We start from the raw sequence: 15,609 nt of genomic DNA on the forward strand, positions 1-15,609 counted from the left end.
AGCAAAAGGCCCTTCAGATTTCTCTGAAGGGCCTTTGCGGTCCGGACGGGACTCGAACCCGCGACCTCCGCCGTGACAGGGCGGCATTCTAACCAACTGAACTACCGAACCGGTTATCGCAACTGGTCAGACCGTGTGTCCTTCCGTTTTGATGATGCAAATATAGAAGGCCTATTTTGACTGTGCAAACAAAAATATGCGATACCAGGCTCTATAGGCCGGTTTTTGCGCTTACTGCTCTGTTACTAAACAGGATAGAGTTGAAAAATAATTTTCACTCGTCGCTTCATCAGCCCATTCCTCTGCCCACAGAAGAAAACGATGTGAAATAAGTCTGCCCGAGCAGGTTGCTTAAGCAGTGTATTTCTAAGATGCCGGCTACAGCAACACATGTTCTGCAGAGTAAGCAGGCGAGTGTGCGCTAGGCCAGTAGGTGAGGGGCGGAAAAAGCAAAAGGCCCTTCAGATTTCTCTGAAGGGCCTTTGCGGTCCGGACGGGACTCGAACCCGCGACCTCCGCCGTGACAGGGCGGCATTCTAACCAACTGAACTACCGAACCGGTTATCGCAACTGGTCAGACCGTGTGTCCTTCCGTTTTGATGATGCAAAAGTAGAGGACTGGTTCCGGCTGTGCAACAGTACGGGCAAAAAAGACATAAAAAAGAAGCGGTGCAGATTGTTTGCGCCTGTATTTCAGGGAGAAAAATTTTAGAAAAATCGTCGGGGGTAGAGCGTGCGCCGTGTGCATGGCTTCGCTTACCTTTGCTTTCTTCTCTCACCCCGCAACCAGACCCTCCCTGCCGTGGCAATGCTCCTCGATTTTGAACAACCTATTGCCGCTCTCGAAGGCAAGCTCCGTGAAATGCAGCAACTGGCCCTCGATAGCCAGGTAGATGTTTCGGAAGCCGTAGTGGCCCTTGAGAACAAGATTAAAGCCCTCAAAAAGGAAACATATGCCAACCTGACCCGCTGGCAGCGCGTGCAACTCTCCCGCCACCCCGATCGGCCTTATACCTTAGACTATATCGAGGGTATGTCCGAAAAGTTTATCGAGCTGCACGGCGACCGTACCGTGGCCGACGATAAGGCCATGGTGGGCGGTTTCGCGGAGCTTGATGGCCGTTCTATTATGTTTATTGGCCAGCAAAAGGGCCGCAACACCAAGCAGCGGCAGCTCCGCAACTTCGGGATGCCCAACCCCGAAGGATACCGCAAAGCGCTGCGCCTGATGAAGATGGCCGAAAAGTTCGGGAAGCCTATCGTCACGCTTATTGATACCCCCGGTGCTTTTCCTGGCCTAGAGGCAGAGGAACGGGGGCAGGGCGAGGCCATTGCCCGCAACCTGAAGGAAATGTTCCTGCTGAAGGTGCCCGTGATTTGCATCGTGATTGGGGAAGGAGCTTCGGGTGGTGCTTTGGGCATTGCCATCGGCGACCGGGTGCTGATGCTGGAGAATACCTGGTATTCCGTGATTTCGCCTGAAAACTGCTCTACCATCCTGTGGCGCTCCTGGGATTATAAAGAACAGGCCGCTGAGGCCATGAAGCCTACCGCTACCGATATGTTGAAGGCTGGCCTGGTTGATGGCATTGTGAAGGAGCCTCTCGGTGGTGCTCACACAGATTCGGCCACCATGATCAAAACCCTGAAAAAGACCATCCTCAAAACCCTCGACGAACTGGAGGCGCTGTCTCACGAAGAGCGTGTAAACCAGCGTATTGAGAAGTTTTCGAATATGGGCGTGGTGCTGGAATAAAGCACCTGCCAGAGCTACCCTGAAAGCGTCATCCTAACGCCGGAAGGATCTTTTCACCGCGGAACGGTTTGCTAGGCCAGTCGTTTAGCGTTGAAAAGATTCTTCCGGCATCAGGATGACGTTCTTTTTTATTCCTTTACAGTCTGCTTTTCTATTCATTCCGCAAAACTCCCACCCATGACCCTTCACACCCTCGACACCGGTTTGTTTAAGCTTGATGGCGGCGCCATGTTTGGCGTGGTGCCCAAGAGCATGTGGCACAAGCTGAACCCCGCTGACGAGAACAATATGTGCACTTGGGCCATGCGCTGCCTGCTGGTGGAGGATGGGGGGCGGCTGGTGCTGGTGGATAATGGTATTGGGGCTAAGCAGGATGAGAAGTTCCGGGGGCATTTCTACCTGCACGGTGAGGATACGCTGGAAAAGTCGCTGCGGAAGCTGGGCTTTACCTCCTCCGATATTACCGACGTATTCCTGACCCACTTACACTTCGACCATTGCGGCGGTTCGGTGGTGCGCACGCCGGATGGTAAGCTGGACCTGGCCTTCCCGAATGCCACCTATTGGAGCAATGAACAGCATTGGAACTGGGCCGTGACGCCTAACCCGCGCGAAAAGGCCAGCTTCCTGCGGGAAAATATTCTTCCTATTCAGGAAAGCGGCCATCTGCAGTTTATCAGCTCCTCTGCCGCAATACCCGATGCGCTGCCCAGCTTCCGGGAAATCGTTTTGGCTGATGGCCACACCGAAAAAATGATGCTGCCCGTGCTGGAATACAAAGGCCGCACCGTGGCTTTTATGGCCGATTTGCTCCCAAGCGCCGGGCACGTGCCGCTGCCTTATGTGATGAGCTACGATGTGCGCCCCCTCGTAACGATGGACGAAAAGGAGCGAGTGCTGCGGCGGGCTGCTGATGAAAACTGGGTGCTGGTGCTGGAGCACGACCCCAACGTGGAATGCATAACGGTACAACACACCGACAAGGGAGTTCGGCTGGCGGATTCCTTTCGATTAAGCGAGCTGTAAGCCAGGTGTTTGGATGGAGTTCGGCCTGAAAGCATGAGGTAATTCATCGAATTTGCGTTTAAGCTCCAAACCACTTTTCTACCACGAGCTTTCTATGTTAGGGTTGGCACTTTCCGGCGGCGGCGCCCGGGGCATTGCGCATTTGGGGGTCCTGGCCGCGCTCGATGAGCTGGGCCTGCCTATTGGGCGTCTGGCCGGCGTATCATCGGGGGCCATTGCGGCTACGTTTTACGCGGCTGGGGTGCCGCCCCGTGAGATTCTGCGCCTGTTTCAGGAAGTAAACATCACCCAGATAACCCGGATAGCACTGAGCCGCTATGGCCTGTTCCGGATAGATGGCGTGGGGCCCTTACTGGAAAAGCACTTGGGAGTAGGCTGCACGTTTGAGCAACTTCGGCTGCCGCTTACCTTGGTTGCTACGGATCTGGTGGAAGGTACCTCCGTACGGTTTTCGAGTGGCCTAGTGGTGCCGCCGTTGCTGGCCTCTTCGGCCGTTCCTATTCTGTACAAGCCAGTTGAGTATATGGGGCGCCAACTCGTGGATGGTGGCCTACTCAATAATTTACCGGTGGAAGCGCTGATAGAGCACCAGCACCCTGGCCTACGCATTGTGGGCGTGCACTGCAACCCACCCAATCCGGACGCGCAATTCAACAACCTGCGCGGCGTGATTGAACGGACGCTGAATCTGGCCATTGGGGGAAATACCGTTATCAGCAAGCAACAATGTGAGATACTACTGGAGCCTACGGAACTGCGCCGATTTCGCACCATGAGCTACCGCCGGGCACCCGAGCTGTTCGAAATAGGCTACCGCTACACCCTAAGCCGGGCCGATGATCTGGCCAAGCTGCTGCAGGCTAGCTAAAAAGCCTCATAGATGAGCATCCGCAACATTTCTCTAGCTTTGACCTTACGTAGCGCTCTTTAACCGGCTACCGTATTTCTTTTTCATGGCTGCACGCAAAACTTCTACCTTCTGGTACCTCTTCTCCAAATTCTGGTTCTGGATAACGGGCTGGCACCTGGGCTCCGCAGTGCCCCCCAACATTAAGAAAAGCATGATGATTGCGGCTCCTCACACCAGCAATTGGGACTTTATGTTCGCCCGGGCCGCTTTCTTTCTAATGGATATCGACGTAAAGCTGACCATTAAGAAGGAGTGGACCACCCTTCCGGTGCTGGGAGCCCTGGTGCGGTCGTTGGGTGGCCTAGCCGTGGATAGGAGCAAGAACAACAGCTTGGTAGATGCCATGGTCCAGATGTTCAATGAGCGCGACGAACTGGTGATTCTTATAACACCCGAAGGCACGCGCTCCTACCAACCCAAATGGCGTAAAGGCTTCTACCATGCCGCCATGGGTGCCGGCGTACCTATTCTGTTCGGCTACCTCGATTACAAAAACAAAGAAGCAGGTGTAGCCGGCCCTTTCTGGCCTACCGGCGACTACGAGAAAGATCTGGAGGAAATCAAGGCTTTCTACCGCACCAAGCAGGCTCGTTTCCCTGAAAAAGGCGTACGTTAGACAAAGATGGAGTTGTGAGAAGTGAAGTAGTGAATCCTGGTTCCACTGGAGTTATTGCACAACCCCACCTCTTAACGTCGCCTTTCACAAGTTCACTCTCGCTGTATGGAAAAGCTACAAACGCTGGCCTGGATTCTGATTGGATTGGCCATTTTCATTTGGCGAATGGTGCAGAAGGCCCGCGCTACCACCCAGCGCGAGCAGCAGGAACGCCGCTTCTCCAAGCCCGACAGCACGGGGCGTCCGCGACCGGTAGCGCCGCTGCCAGCAACCTCGTTTGAGGAATTGCTGAAGCAGATGCAGGCCCAAAACCAACCTGCAAAGCCCGCCTCTGCACCAAACCCGGCTTCGGAGGAGAAAACTCCAGGCGGTAGGCCACTTCCTCGGGAGGCCGCCCGCAGCCAGGAAAAAACGGAGGTGACGGCCCGTAGCCAGGAGCGAACCGTTGTTGCCCGCTCCCTGGAAACGCCCGCCCACGATGCTCGCCGGGCTTCTACACTCCCACGCGCCGCCACGCGCGATACTCCCGCTAATGATTACTGGAAGCAGGATGAAGCCCGCCGCCATGAAACCCGCCGGCCGGAGCTTAATCGGAACATCAGGGACTTGCTCAAAACGCCCGCCGACTTACGCAATGCGTTTATTTTGAGTGAAATCCTGCAACGTAAGTTCTAAGTGGGCCAGTTAAACAGTTTGCACTGGCCTAGGACTTATTGCTAAAAGGGCACTGAGTACAAAAGCCCTACCAGAACGCTGTAATACGTTTTGGTAGGGCTTTTCTGGTAAAAAGCATTCGGTGCTAATCCTGCGTGAGGGCGTAGGCCACCAGGTTAGCACCCATCTTGAGGGCAGCTTCGTGCGTGGCGGGTGTGTCTTCGGGATAGGTGCCGAGGTCTTCCCAACCATTGCCTAAGTCGCACTCAAAGGTGTAATAGCACACCAACCGGCCTTTATAGAGCAACCCGAAGCCCTGGGGGCGTTTGCCATCGTGCTCGTGCACTTTCGGCAGGCCCCGCGGGAAAGCAAACTTTTGGTGATAGATGGGATGCGTGAAGGGCAACTCCACAAATTCCAGCTCCGGAAATACCTTCTTCATCTCGGGGCGGATAAACTTATCGAGCCCGTAGTTATCATCAATGTGCAGGAAACCGCCGCCCATCAGGTAGCGGCGCAGGTTGCGGGCTTCAGCATCCGTAAACGTCACGTTGCCGTGGCCGGTCATGTGGATGAAAGGGTAGGTGAGCAACTCCGGCGAATCCAGCTCTACGGTAGCTTCCTCGGGGTCTATGTTCGTCTTCAGCGACTGGTTGCAGTAGCGGATGAGGTTGGGCAGGGAAGTCTTGTTGGCATACCAGTCGCCGCCCCCGCCGTAGTGCAGCTTGGCAATCCGGAAGCTAGAAGCTACCGGGAAAGCGGCCATTAGGAGTAGCGGCAGCAACAGGAGCAAAAGCAGGTTTTTACGCATCATACTAATCAAATGGAGTTTCTCCGCAGAGAGTAACATGGCGCCATACTGAAGTTGTTCCAGGTGGCCTAGTGCGCCAATTCCCGGGCTATATGCACCGTATGCACGGCGGCCAGCGCGGCCGTTTCGGTGCGGAGGCGGGAGTGGCCTAGCGTAACGGGGCGAATGCCCCGTGCGAAGGCCGCCTCAATCTCCTGCGGGGTAAAGTCGCCTTCCGGCCCGATCAGGATGCAGCAGGAGTGGCCTAGAGCCGCTATGTGCGAGAGTGGGGTTCGCTCACCGTCTTCCAGATGGGCAATAAAAGTGGTTTCAGGGGCTACCGTGGGCAGAAAAGCGGTAAAATCCGTCAGCTCTGCCAGCTCCGGCAGCCACGCCTGCCCCGATTGCTTCAGGGCACTTACGGCTATTTTCTGGAGGCGCTCCAGCTTTAGCTCCCGTCGCTCGGAACGGGCACAGCGCAAAAAAGAGAGTCGGTCTATTCCTATTTCGGTAGCCTTTTCTACCAGCCATTCCATGCGGTCGAGGTTTTTGGTGGGTGCTACCGCTATGTGCACCTCATAAGTCCGGCGCGGCACTTGCTGCTCCTGCACTACACGCAGGCGGCAGCGCTTGGCATCGGCGGTTTCTACCTCTGCCTTATACACACCGCCCCGACCATCTACCAGCTCTACGGCGTCGCCGGTGCTGAGGCGCAACACGCGCACGGCATGTTTGCTCTCATCTTCTGGGAGCGTGTAGAGGGGCGTAGTCAGATCGGGGGCGAAAAAGGTATGCGGCATGGCGTAAAGCTACAGGGAAACCGCCTAGCACCGCACGCTGGCGTCGGGGGGCTAGGTCACTTCACCCGCCCCGCAGTATGTTTCGCTAGGCCTGTGTACTCGGTTGAAATCAGGAAAATGCTACAAAATATTGCTATTAGATAGTCTGGTGACGCTTTCGTGCGTATTATTTTATGGCTACGGCATAGGAGCCAACTACTCTTCTTTCTATACTAACCACTACGTCTAATGAAACTCAAACTCAAGAAACTCAAAGATCAGGTGCTTGTCATTACCGGTGCCTCGTCGGGTATCGGGCTGGTAACGGCCCGGATGGCCGCCAAAGAAGGAGCGAAGCTGGTACTGGCTTCGCGCAGCGAAAGTGCTCTGCGTCAGCTATCTGATGAAATCAACCGCGGCGGTGGCCAAGCTACATACGTGGTGGCCGATGTCAGCAAGCAGGAAGAGGTACAGGCCATTGCGCGCAAAGCGCAGGAGCGGTTCGGCGGCTTCGATACGTGGATCAATAATGCCGGCGTTTCTATCTACGGCAAGGTAGAAGAGGTGCCGATTGAGGACATGCGCAAGCTCTTCGAAACCAACTTCTGGGGGTTGATCTACGGCTCTCTGGAAGCAGCGAAGCACCTGAAAAGCAAGGGTGGCGCTATCATCAACCTGGGCAGTATCCTGTCTGATGTTACCGCTATTCTGCAAACCATATATTCTGCCAGCAAGCATGCCGTAAAAGGCTTCACCGATGGCCTGCGGATGGAGCTGGAGATGGAAGGCGCCCCTATTTCTGTTACCCTGATTCAGCCAGCGGCTATTGATACGCCGTATCCGCTGCACGCCAAGAACTTTATGGAGCGCGAAGCCAAGCACGCACCACCGGCCTACGCCCCCGAGACGGTGGCCCGCGCTATTCTGCACAGCTGCACCACGCCGGAGCGTTCGGTAGTGGTGGGCGGTGGTGGGCGCGCCTTCATCGGGATGGAGCACTGGACGCCCGCGCTACTCGATAAGTTTATGGAGAAGTCCTTTGTGAAGCAGGAAAAAGCCGATTACGCGCCGCGGCCCCTAGGCCACAATGGCTTAGATAAAGCCCTAGGCCAGCTAGAAGAGCGCGGCAATTACCCCGGCCACACCCGCGAAAATAGCTACTACACCCAGGCTGTCACGGCTGGCAGCCCGGCCCTGCGCACAGCTTTATTAGCTGGCGCCGGAGTAGCCCTAGCCGCCTGGATCAGCCGCAAGAAAGCCAGCAACGGACACGCACACAAAGACTAGAAAAGTTGCTCTAGTCCTGAGCCTGTAAACCCAAAAGGCCCGCAGCTACTGTAGCTGCGGGCCTTTTGGGTTTTATAAAAGCCTATTTCAGGGCCTCATTGAGCACGTAGGCCAGTCGGACGCCGGCTTCTACAATACGCTGGCGCATGAGCTCGGCGTGCTGCGGGTAGTAGGTGTAGTTGAGGTCGGCACCCGTTGGCGTTTCGCTGTACAGCCGCTCACAGGCCTGATACGACTCCCAGAGCCACTGCTCCGGTGCCGCTTTTTGCAACTTCTTGACTTCTTTACGGCGCAGGTTGCGGTCGTACTGCGTAGCCATTTCGGTGTACGTGAGGCCTTGGTAGTCAATCAGGCCGCTGTCCCAGAGGCTGTGCAGGTTGGTGTCTTTGCCGCGGTACTTCACCTTAATGTCGTTGCCGCCTTTGTCTTCGGCGTGGCCGGCGTGCAGGGGCTGGTGTACATCACCTACCAAGTGCACCACAAACTTCAGGGCTGCGGCTCGCTCGGCTTGGGTTTTGGTGGGGTCCTTCAGCTCCTTGAGCTTCACGGCCAGCATGTTATAGGCATTCGGCTCCGTCTGGGCGTTGAGCTGCTGCAAGTATTGGTCGTGGTTGAGGCCGGAGGGGGTATTCACGTAGTGCCAGGGGCCGGTTTCCTTGAACTCGGGGTAGAACCGGATTTCATCGGGCCAGGTGCTTACCAGCGTCAGCGTTTCGGTGCCCAGAATGCGCTGCACCTGCTGGCGGGCGTGGCGGGAAAGGTGTTGTTCAGCAATTTTACCTACTGCCCGATGGCCATCAACACCCCAGGCCCAGAGGGTAACAGGGGAGAGCAGCAACAGGAACAGAGGAAGAAGACGCTTGCGCATAAAGAAAATGAGTAGGGAGTAAGTCCGCAAAAGTAGTGGTTTGCGTGATGTGGACAGCCGCCCGCCAAACCAGGATGCTTACCAGTGGCCTAGGCCTATGGAGAAACGCATAAAACGGTTTTTCCAGCAGCAATAAGCCATCCTAGCAATACACCCGCAAAGAGGTTGAACCGCTTCAAAAGTTGCTTTTGCTAAAGGATTCTGTTTGTAAAGAGTTCTGGACCAGTGAGCGAGCTGTTTTTGGCAAGCGAGAATCAAGAGGGGTTAATAGTGGCCTAGCGAACAAGTCGCAATGAGCAGGGACTCGCAGGAGATGATGTGGCGTACAAAAAGCCCGGTATAACAGGCTAACGAAACTTTTGTAGCTTTACCAACCTACCCTGCAGTTGCAGCTGCCGGTTTCTCTATTCCCAATCACTCTCAGTTCACCTTTCATGCAAACGACCTCTGCTGTGCAGAATCAGCCAGCGCAGGCTGCCCAAGCCAGCCACCCGAAGGGCCTTTATGTGCTCTTTGCCACCGAAATGTGGGAGCGGTTCAGCTACTACGGCATGCGTGCCCTGCTCTCGCTGTATATGCTCAAGGCTCTCCTTATGAACAAGGAGATGTCGTCGCTCATCTACGGCAACTATACCTCGCTCGTGTACCTGACGCCTCTGCTGGGCGGCTACATGGCCGACCGCTATTGGGGCAACCGCCGCTCTATTCTGGTAGGTGGCCTACTGATGGCTGCAGGCCAGTTTGCCTTGTTTTTCTCGGCTTCTATGTACGCCACCGGGCAAACCTCGGTGCCTTCGGCGCAGCTCTTGCTATTCTTTCTGGGCTTGGGCTGCTTGATTTTTGGCAACGGTTTCTTCAAGCCGAATATCTCCTCAATGGTAGGTTCGCTCTACCCTAAAGGTGATTCTCGCATTGATGCAGCCTACACCATTTTCTACATGGGCATCAACCTGGGCGCATTTTTCTCGCCTCTGGTGTGCGGTACGCTCGGTGATACCGGCAATCCCGCCGACTTTAAGTGGGGCTTCCTGGCCGCCGGTATTGGTATGTTGGTAGGTAGCCTGACCTTCGAGTTGCTCAAGAATAAATATGTGGTTACGGCCGAAGGTGCCCCGCTGGGTGCCAAGCCTGAGCGCACCGTAGAGCACTCCCCCGTAGTGCCCGTGCAAACTGACGGCCCTGTTCGGGCTGAAACGATTGCGCAGCCCACCAAGAGCTTCGCGAGCAAGTTGCCCATGCTCATCGGCCTGTTTGTGGTGGTGTACGCCGCTATTGCCTGGCTCATGGACCGCGACTGGATTGGCGCCCTGGTGTTCTCCGCCATGATTGTGGCCCCTGTTACTATCCTTACCGACCCGTCGCTCACGGCCCGCGAAAAGCAGAAAATCTACGTTATTTTCATTCTCAGCTTCTTCGTAATCTTCTTCTGGGGTGCCTTCGAGCAGGCCGGCGCTTCGCTCACCTTCTTCGCTGATGAGCAAACCGACCGTACGTTAGGCTCCTATGTAGTGCCTGCTTCCTACTTCCAGTCGGCCAATGCGTTGTTTATCATCGTGTTTGCGCCAGTATTCGCCGTTCTCTGGACCTGGATGGGCAAAAGAGGCACAGAGCCTTCTTCGCCCCTGAAAATGGCCCTTAGCCTTATGCTGATGGCTGTAGGCTACCTCATCATTGCTTTCGGCGTGAAGGGTGTTGATGCTTCTACCAAAGTGAGCATGTTCTGGCTCATCACCATGTACCTGATGCACACTTTCGCGGAGCTATGCTTATCGCCTATTGGCTTGGCGCTGGTAAACAAGCTGGCCCCAGCTCGTTTTGCTTCGCTGCTGATGGCTGTATGGTTCCTGGCAACTGCCGCCGGCAACAAGCTGGCCGGTGTGCTATCCGGCCTGTATCCTCCCGGTCCCGGCGAGTTTGCCAAGGCCGCCAAGGAAGGCATCAACCTCCCCGCCATCCTGAACGGCACCACCCAAACTACCGCCGACATTACGGCCAAACTGAGTGGCCTAGAGCTGACCTCGCACTGGCCTACGTTCCTAGGCTTCCAAATCACGAGCCTCTACGACTTCTTCATGATTTTCGTAGGCCTGTCAGCTGTAGCTTCAGTTATCCTGTTCCTGATCTACAAGCGCCTTTACACCATGATGGAAGAGCCCGTAACGGCTTAGATCCACCATTCTATTATTGAAAAGCCCCCGGCTGCTACTGCGGTCGGGGGCTTTTTCGTGTAATGAGGAAGCGAGAACGAATGGTATGAGAGATTCTGTCATGCTGAGCTTGTGCAGCAATTAAGGCAGTTCTTCGCTTCGTTGCCAGGTTGTAGAGACGCAATAGTTGGAGTCTCGTCGTTGAACGACTGGCCTAGAACCGCCATCTAAGTTTAGTCATCTAAACAAAGCCAGCAACGACGAGACTCCAACTATTGCGTCTCTACAGCACACGTCAGCACACCAGAGTGGCCTACTGCGACCTTAGGTTCGACTGCGCTCAGCATAGTAATTATTGTTACAACGTCAGCACACAAGATGCTTCAGCGCTGTCTCATTATGACAAGCCTCACCTGGCCTAGACAACAAAAAGCCCCGCCGGACGAATCCCAGCGGGGCTTTTATTAGTCTAGGCCAGTAGTGGCGCCAGACGGCTGATCTTACATCATGCCGCCCATGCCACCGCCCATGCCGCCCATGCCACCACCGGCAGCACCACCTTTGTCTTCTTCCAGCTCATCCGAAATCACACACTCAGTGGTCAGGAGCAGACCTGCAATCGAAGCAGCATTTTCCAGAGCCAGACGCGTTACTTTGGTCGGGTCAAGGATACCAGCAGCCATCAGGTTCTCGTAGCGGTCTTCGCGGGCGTTGTAACCGAAGTCACCTTTGCCTTCGCGAACCTTCTGTACTACCACCGAGCCTTCGCCACCGGCGTTAGCTACGATCGTACGCAGGGGAGCTTCGATAGCCGTACGGATGATGTTTACACCCGTGCGCTCGTCACCGTTCAGGGTATCAACGCCTTCCAGCGACTCCAGCGCACGCACCAGCGCAACACCGCCACCGGGTACTACGCCTTCCTCAACGGCGGCGCGGGTAGCGTGCAGGGCATCGTCAACGCGGTCTTTCTTCTCTTTCATCTCTACTTCCGTAGAAGCACCGATGTAGAGGATGGCCACACCACCCGACAGCTTAGCGAGACGCTCTTGCAGCTTCTCTTTGTCGTAGTCGGAAGTAGTAGTGCCAATCTGCGACTTGATTTCGTTGATACGGCCCGAAATCGTGTCTTTCTCACCACGGCCGTTTACAATCGTGGTGTTGTCTTTGTCGATGATAACCTTCTCAGCCTGACCCAAGTACTCCAGCGTAGCGCTGTCGAGCTTGTAGCCACGCTCTTCCGAAATCACGGTACCACCGGTCAGGACAGCAATGTCTTCCAGCATCGCCTTACGACGGTCGCCGAAGCCAGGAGCCTTCACGGCAGCAATTTTCAGCGAGCCGCGCAGCTTGTTTACTACCAAGGTAGCAAGAGCTTCACCGTCAACATCTTCCGAGATGATAACCAAAGGCTTACCAGTCTGAACTACCTGCTCCAGTACGGGCAGCAGCTCCTTCATAGTGCTCACTTTCTTATCGTAGATCAGGATGTAGGGGTTGTCGAACTCCGCCTCCATTTTCTCCGGGTTGGTCACGAAGTAAGGAGAGAGGTAGCCACGGTCGAACTGCATGCCTTCCACCGTTTTTACTTCGGTTTCCGTGCCGCGAGCTTCTTCTACCGTGATAACGCCTTCTTTACCCACTTTATCCATGGCATCAGCAATCATTTTGCCGATTTCCATGTCGTTGTTGGCCGAAATAGCACCTACCTGCGCAATTTCCGAAGAGTTTTCAATCTTCTTGGACTGCTGCTTCAGGTTCTCCACAACGGCTTTCACCGCCTTGTCGATACCACGCTTCAGGTCCATGGGGTTTGCACCGGCAGCTACGTTCTTCGAGCCAGCAGCATAGATAGCCTGGGCCAGTACGGTTGCCGTCGTGGTGCCGTCACCGGCTTGGTCAGCAGTTTTGGAAGCAACTTCCTTCACTAGCTGGGCGCCCATGTTTTCAACCGGGTCGCTCAGTTCAATTTCTTTGGCTACCGTCACACCGTCTTTGGTGATGGTGGGAGCGCCGAATTTCTTGTCGATAACCACGTTGCGGCCTTTAGGGCCCAGGGTTACCTTCACAGCGTTTGCTAGTTTATCTACACCGCGCTTCAGCTTGTCGCGGCCGTCGGTATCAAATTGGATGTTCTTAGCCATCTTAATTTCGGATGAGGTTAATCAGAGAGAGGGGAAGGAGGCCTACAGTACGGCGAAGATGTCCGACTCCTTCATGATGAGGTAGTCCTGACCATCTACCGTAATTTCAGTACCTGCGTACTTACCATACAGCACTTGGTCGCCGGCTTTCACCTGCGGCTTGATGGTGGTACCGTTGTCGGCCACTTTGCCTTCACCTACGGCTACTACTTCGCCACGCTGGGGTTTTTCCTTGGCCGTGTCGGGGATGATGATGCCCGATTTGGTTTTCTCCTCGGCGGCGGCCGGCGCGATGATAACGCGGTCAGCCAGCGGTTTGATGCTAAGCGACATATTGTACGTTTTGGTTGAAAGGTTTACTTGTACTAAGAGGGTGACGTCCGTTCCGCACTTCCTGTGCCAGCCTACTGAAACCTGACAGAATAGACACTTTCAGGAACTTTTCGGTCAGGATTTCCTCCAGAGCCTGTCAGAGATGTCAGACTACAGGCCTATATCACTGAAAACAGGCAGCGGCCCGCTTTACGCCCCCTACGCCGTAGAGTTAGAAAATGACAAAAAAATGGTGGCCCCTAGGAAGGAGCCACCATAAAATCTGAAGCAAGAAAACTCTAGATTAGTTGGCCGGAGCCGTGGCAGGCTGCTGAACGGGAGCCGTGGCCGGAGCCGACTGAGGAGCAGCAGGACCAGGAGCAGCAGCGCCCGGGGCACCGGGAGTAGCTGGGCCAGAAGGAGCCGGCGTAGCCGGAATACGAGTTTCCAGCGCTTTCTGCTGGTTTATGCTGCGAACCTGACCGCTTTGGTTGCCACCAATTACGTGAGTACCGAGGCTCAGTACAATTAGGGCAATGGCGAGGCCCCAGGTGAGGCGCTCCAGCAGGTCGCCGGTACGCTTAACGCCCATCAGCTGTGCGGCACCACCTGCGCCAAACTGGCTGGAAATTCCGCCGCCTTTGGGGTTCTGGGCCAATACGACTAGGCCTAGCAACAGGCAAACAAAAAGAATCAGGACAATAAGAGCGGTGTACATCTACGCTGAAGGTTGTTTCAGTTGTTGAATTTGATCGGCAAAGTACGCCTTTTTTTCTGGCTGGCGCGTCATCAGACGCTCATATATTTCAATGGCTTTGTCGATTTTGCCCTGTTTGACCATGATTTTGGCCAGGCTCTCCGACGCCAAAGCCGGCGCCGCCTGAATGCTGCGCACCGATAAATCGGCCTGCTCTTCTACTGGCTTGGCATCCACGGCAGCCGTCTTTATCCGGGGCTTGGTCTTTAGGAACCGGTTGATAAGGTCCAGGGAAGAAGTGCTGAGCTTCGGACGGTGCGCCGCAATATGGGCCAGCAGAAGGGCGTCGGGCTCGAAGAAAGCATCCAGCGGCAGATCCAGCGTAAAGCCATCGTGCGGCTGGAGGTCGTAGCCTAGCCGGCTGCTGGCTCCGAGCGCATAGCCCAGATCTTCATCGGCATGGAAGGCAGGAGCGGTACGCTGGAGTATACCCGACAGGATGGGTTCCTCCGCTACTTCTTCCTCCAGGTCTGGCAGTAGGTAGCTAGATGGCTCCGGCAGAGCAGGCTCCACCAAGTCAAACTCAAACCGCGAGATACCAGCCTCTGCCGGTGGCCGGATGGGAGGCGCGGTAGCCGGTAGCAAGTCGTTTACCTCCGTTTCATTGTCCAATACCGCACTTAGCGTATTGCTTTCAGTAGTAAGAGGAGCTACTTCTTGCTCTGGGCCAGTATTGGATATATGCTCGCCAGAATCTTCTTCCGCAACTGAAGCTGAAGTTTCATCTACAGTAGGAATCTCGTGAGTAGGTTCTACCGCAACCTCAGCAATTTTCGTTGGTTGCTCAATCTCCTCAATAGATACCGGAGCAACTTCTGCCGTTGTGGCTACTTTTTCTGGTTCCGTAAATGCCGTTAGTTCAGCCTCTGGCGTTTCGGTAGACTCAGCACGTTCTCCTGTAGTTACTTGAACATCATTAAGTTGTGTCTCTAGGCCAGGTGTGGGTACTGACTCAGCGACAGCCTCTGAGACCAAAGCACCATCCTGGTCAGCTTCCAAAACTATAAAGGGAGCTTCGGCAGTTGACGGGGATTCTTCCGCGAAATCACCTGCTAGAGTAGAAGCCGAATTGGTTGAGTTTTCGAACGCCGTTTCGGCCTTTTCTTCAGCCTCCTCTACAGTACTCGTCGCTGCTGCCAACTCTGAACTATTGGCAATGGTCTCGTCTTCAATGAATAGCGCAGAGACGGTGCTGTCGGCTTCCGCTGTCGGTGCTTCATCGGCTGCTGGGGCGGCCGGAACAATGGCTAGGCCAGGCTCAGCTACAGTAGCTGCAGCCACGGGAGCAGGTTGCTCCAATAAGTGGCGCAGCAGGTCGCGGTTGGCGGCATAGGTGGCAGCACGGCGCAGGCGCTGGCTGGCCAGCATGCTGCCGCGGTCGTGGGCCGTTTTTGCCAGTAGGATGTGGGCCGTCTGGCAATAGGGGAAGGCGGCCGCCAACTGTTCCAGCTCCCGAATTTCGGCGTCCGAAATCTCGCTCACATGGTCCAGAATATGAAGAAGCGACGCGCGGGTCATGCAATACGGAGCTAAATAGGTGACAAAGCTGCTAGGCCAATCAGC

14 protein-coding genes and 2 tRNA genes are annotated in these 15,609 nt (G+C 55.3%); 7 read left to right on the forward strand and 9 right to left on the reverse strand.

From position 1 onward, the window contains the following. Nucleotides 1-37 precede the first annotated feature (37 nt). A tRNA-Asp gene (locus CFT68_RS02780) sits at nucleotides 38-111 on the reverse strand. Nucleotides 112-485: 374 nt separating this feature from the next. Next, nucleotides 486-559, reverse strand: a tRNA-Asp gene (locus tag CFT68_RS02785). A 249-nt stretch (nucleotides 560-808) separates the two neighbouring features. On the opposite strand from CFT68_RS02785, the gene CFT68_RS02790 reads away from it, so the two are divergent. The 5 genes from CFT68_RS02790 (at nucleotide 809) to CFT68_RS02810 (ending at nucleotide 4,983) form a co-directional block, all read left to right on the forward strand. Next, nucleotides 809-1,756 carry an acetyl-CoA carboxylase carboxyltransferase subunit alpha gene (locus tag CFT68_RS02790; RefSeq protein WP_088841900.1) on the forward strand — a complete coding sequence of 316 codons (948 nt, stop codon included), beginning with the start codon at nucleotides 809-811 and terminating at the stop codon, nucleotides 1,754-1,756. A 177-nt stretch (nucleotides 1,757-1,933) separates the two neighbouring features. Next, nucleotides 1,934-2,782 carry an MBL fold metallo-hydrolase gene (locus tag CFT68_RS02795; protein ID WP_088841901.1) on the forward strand — a complete coding sequence of 283 codons (849 nt, stop codon included), beginning with the start codon at nucleotides 1,934-1,936 and terminating at the stop codon, nucleotides 2,780-2,782. Nucleotides 2,783-2,876: 94 nt separating this feature from the next. Beyond that, nucleotides 2,877-3,650 (forward strand): patatin-like phospholipase family protein, encoded by a 774-nt coding sequence (locus tag CFT68_RS02800; protein ID WP_088841902.1) that lies wholly within the window; start codon nucleotides 2,877-2,879, stop codon nucleotides 3,648-3,650. 85 nt (nucleotides 3,651-3,735) lie between these two features. Further along, on the forward strand, nucleotides 3,736-4,308 hold the full coding sequence (locus tag CFT68_RS02805) for a 1-acyl-sn-glycerol-3-phosphate acyltransferase (protein ID WP_088841903.1): 573 nt from the start codon (nucleotides 3,736-3,738) through the stop codon (nucleotides 4,306-4,308). 105 nt (nucleotides 4,309-4,413) lie between these two features. Then, a complete protein-coding gene (locus tag CFT68_RS02810; RefSeq protein WP_088841904.1) occupies nucleotides 4,414-4,983 on the forward strand; it encodes a hypothetical protein in 570 nt (189 codons plus the stop codon). Nucleotides 4,984-5,107: 124 nt separating this feature from the next. Here the strand turns inward: CFT68_RS02810 and CFT68_RS02815 are convergent, their stop codons facing one another. Next, entirely contained in the window at nucleotides 5,108-5,773 is a 666-nt protein-coding gene (locus CFT68_RS02815) for a DUF4159 domain-containing protein (RefSeq protein ID WP_088843646.1), read from the reverse strand. A 68-nt stretch (nucleotides 5,774-5,841) separates the two neighbouring features. Next, entirely contained in the window at nucleotides 5,842-6,552 is a 711-nt protein-coding gene (locus CFT68_RS02820) for a 16S rRNA (uracil(1498)-N(3))-methyltransferase (RefSeq protein ID WP_088841905.1), read from the reverse strand. Between the two features lie 228 nt (nucleotides 6,553-6,780). Here CFT68_RS02820 and CFT68_RS02825 point away from each other — a divergent pair, with 228 nt between their 5' ends. Further along, the gene (locus CFT68_RS02825) at nucleotides 6,781-7,818 is read left to right on the forward strand and encodes an SDR family oxidoreductase (RefSeq protein ID WP_088841906.1); all 1,038 of its coding nucleotides are present in this window, start codon (nucleotides 6,781-6,783) and stop codon (nucleotides 7,816-7,818) included. An 82-nt stretch (nucleotides 7,819-7,900) separates the two neighbouring features. Here the strand turns inward: CFT68_RS02825 and CFT68_RS02830 are convergent, their stop codons facing one another. Beyond that, nucleotides 7,901-8,686, reverse strand: a complete 786-nt coding sequence (locus CFT68_RS02830; protein ID WP_088841907.1) for a S1/P1 nuclease — start codon at nucleotides 8,684-8,686, stop codon at nucleotides 7,901-7,903. Nucleotides 8,687-9,120: 434 nt separating this feature from the next. Here CFT68_RS02830 and CFT68_RS02835 point away from each other — a divergent pair, with 434 nt between their 5' ends. After that, nucleotides 9,121-10,854 (forward strand): peptide MFS transporter, encoded by a 1,734-nt coding sequence (locus CFT68_RS02835; RefSeq protein ID WP_088841908.1) that lies wholly within the window; start codon nucleotides 9,121-9,123, stop codon nucleotides 10,852-10,854. 479 nt (nucleotides 10,855-11,333) lie between these two features. Here the strand turns inward: CFT68_RS02835 and groL are convergent, their stop codons facing one another. The 4 genes from groL to CFT68_RS02855 all read right to left on the reverse strand — a co-directional run bounded on the left by groL (nucleotide 11,334) and on the right by CFT68_RS02855 (nucleotide 15,564). Further along, nucleotides 11,334-12,977, reverse strand: coding sequence for a chaperonin GroEL (gene groL / locus CFT68_RS02840; protein WP_088841909.1), 1,644 nt, complete (start codon nucleotides 12,975-12,977; stop codon nucleotides 11,334-11,336). 42 nt (nucleotides 12,978-13,019) lie between these two features. Continuing rightward, on the reverse strand, nucleotides 13,020-13,310 hold the full coding sequence (gene groES / locus CFT68_RS02845) for a co-chaperone GroES (RefSeq protein WP_045687497.1): 291 nt from the start codon (nucleotides 13,308-13,310) through the stop codon (nucleotides 13,020-13,022). A 283-nt stretch (nucleotides 13,311-13,593) separates the two neighbouring features. After that, on the reverse strand, nucleotides 13,594-14,007 hold the full coding sequence (gene secG, locus CFT68_RS02850) for a preprotein translocase subunit SecG (RefSeq protein ID WP_088841910.1): 414 nt from the start codon (nucleotides 14,005-14,007) through the stop codon (nucleotides 13,594-13,596). Next, the gene (locus tag CFT68_RS02855; RefSeq protein WP_088841911.1) at nucleotides 14,008-15,564 is read right to left on the reverse strand and encodes a hypothetical protein; all 1,557 of its coding nucleotides are present in this window, start codon (nucleotides 15,562-15,564) and stop codon (nucleotides 14,008-14,010) included. Between the last annotated feature and the right edge of the window lie 45 nt (nucleotides 15,565-15,609).

The organism is Hymenobacter gelipurpurascens (assembly GCF_900187375.1).
GTDB lineage: Bacteria > Bacteroidota > Bacteroidia > Cytophagales > Hymenobacteraceae > Hymenobacter > Hymenobacter gelipurpurascens.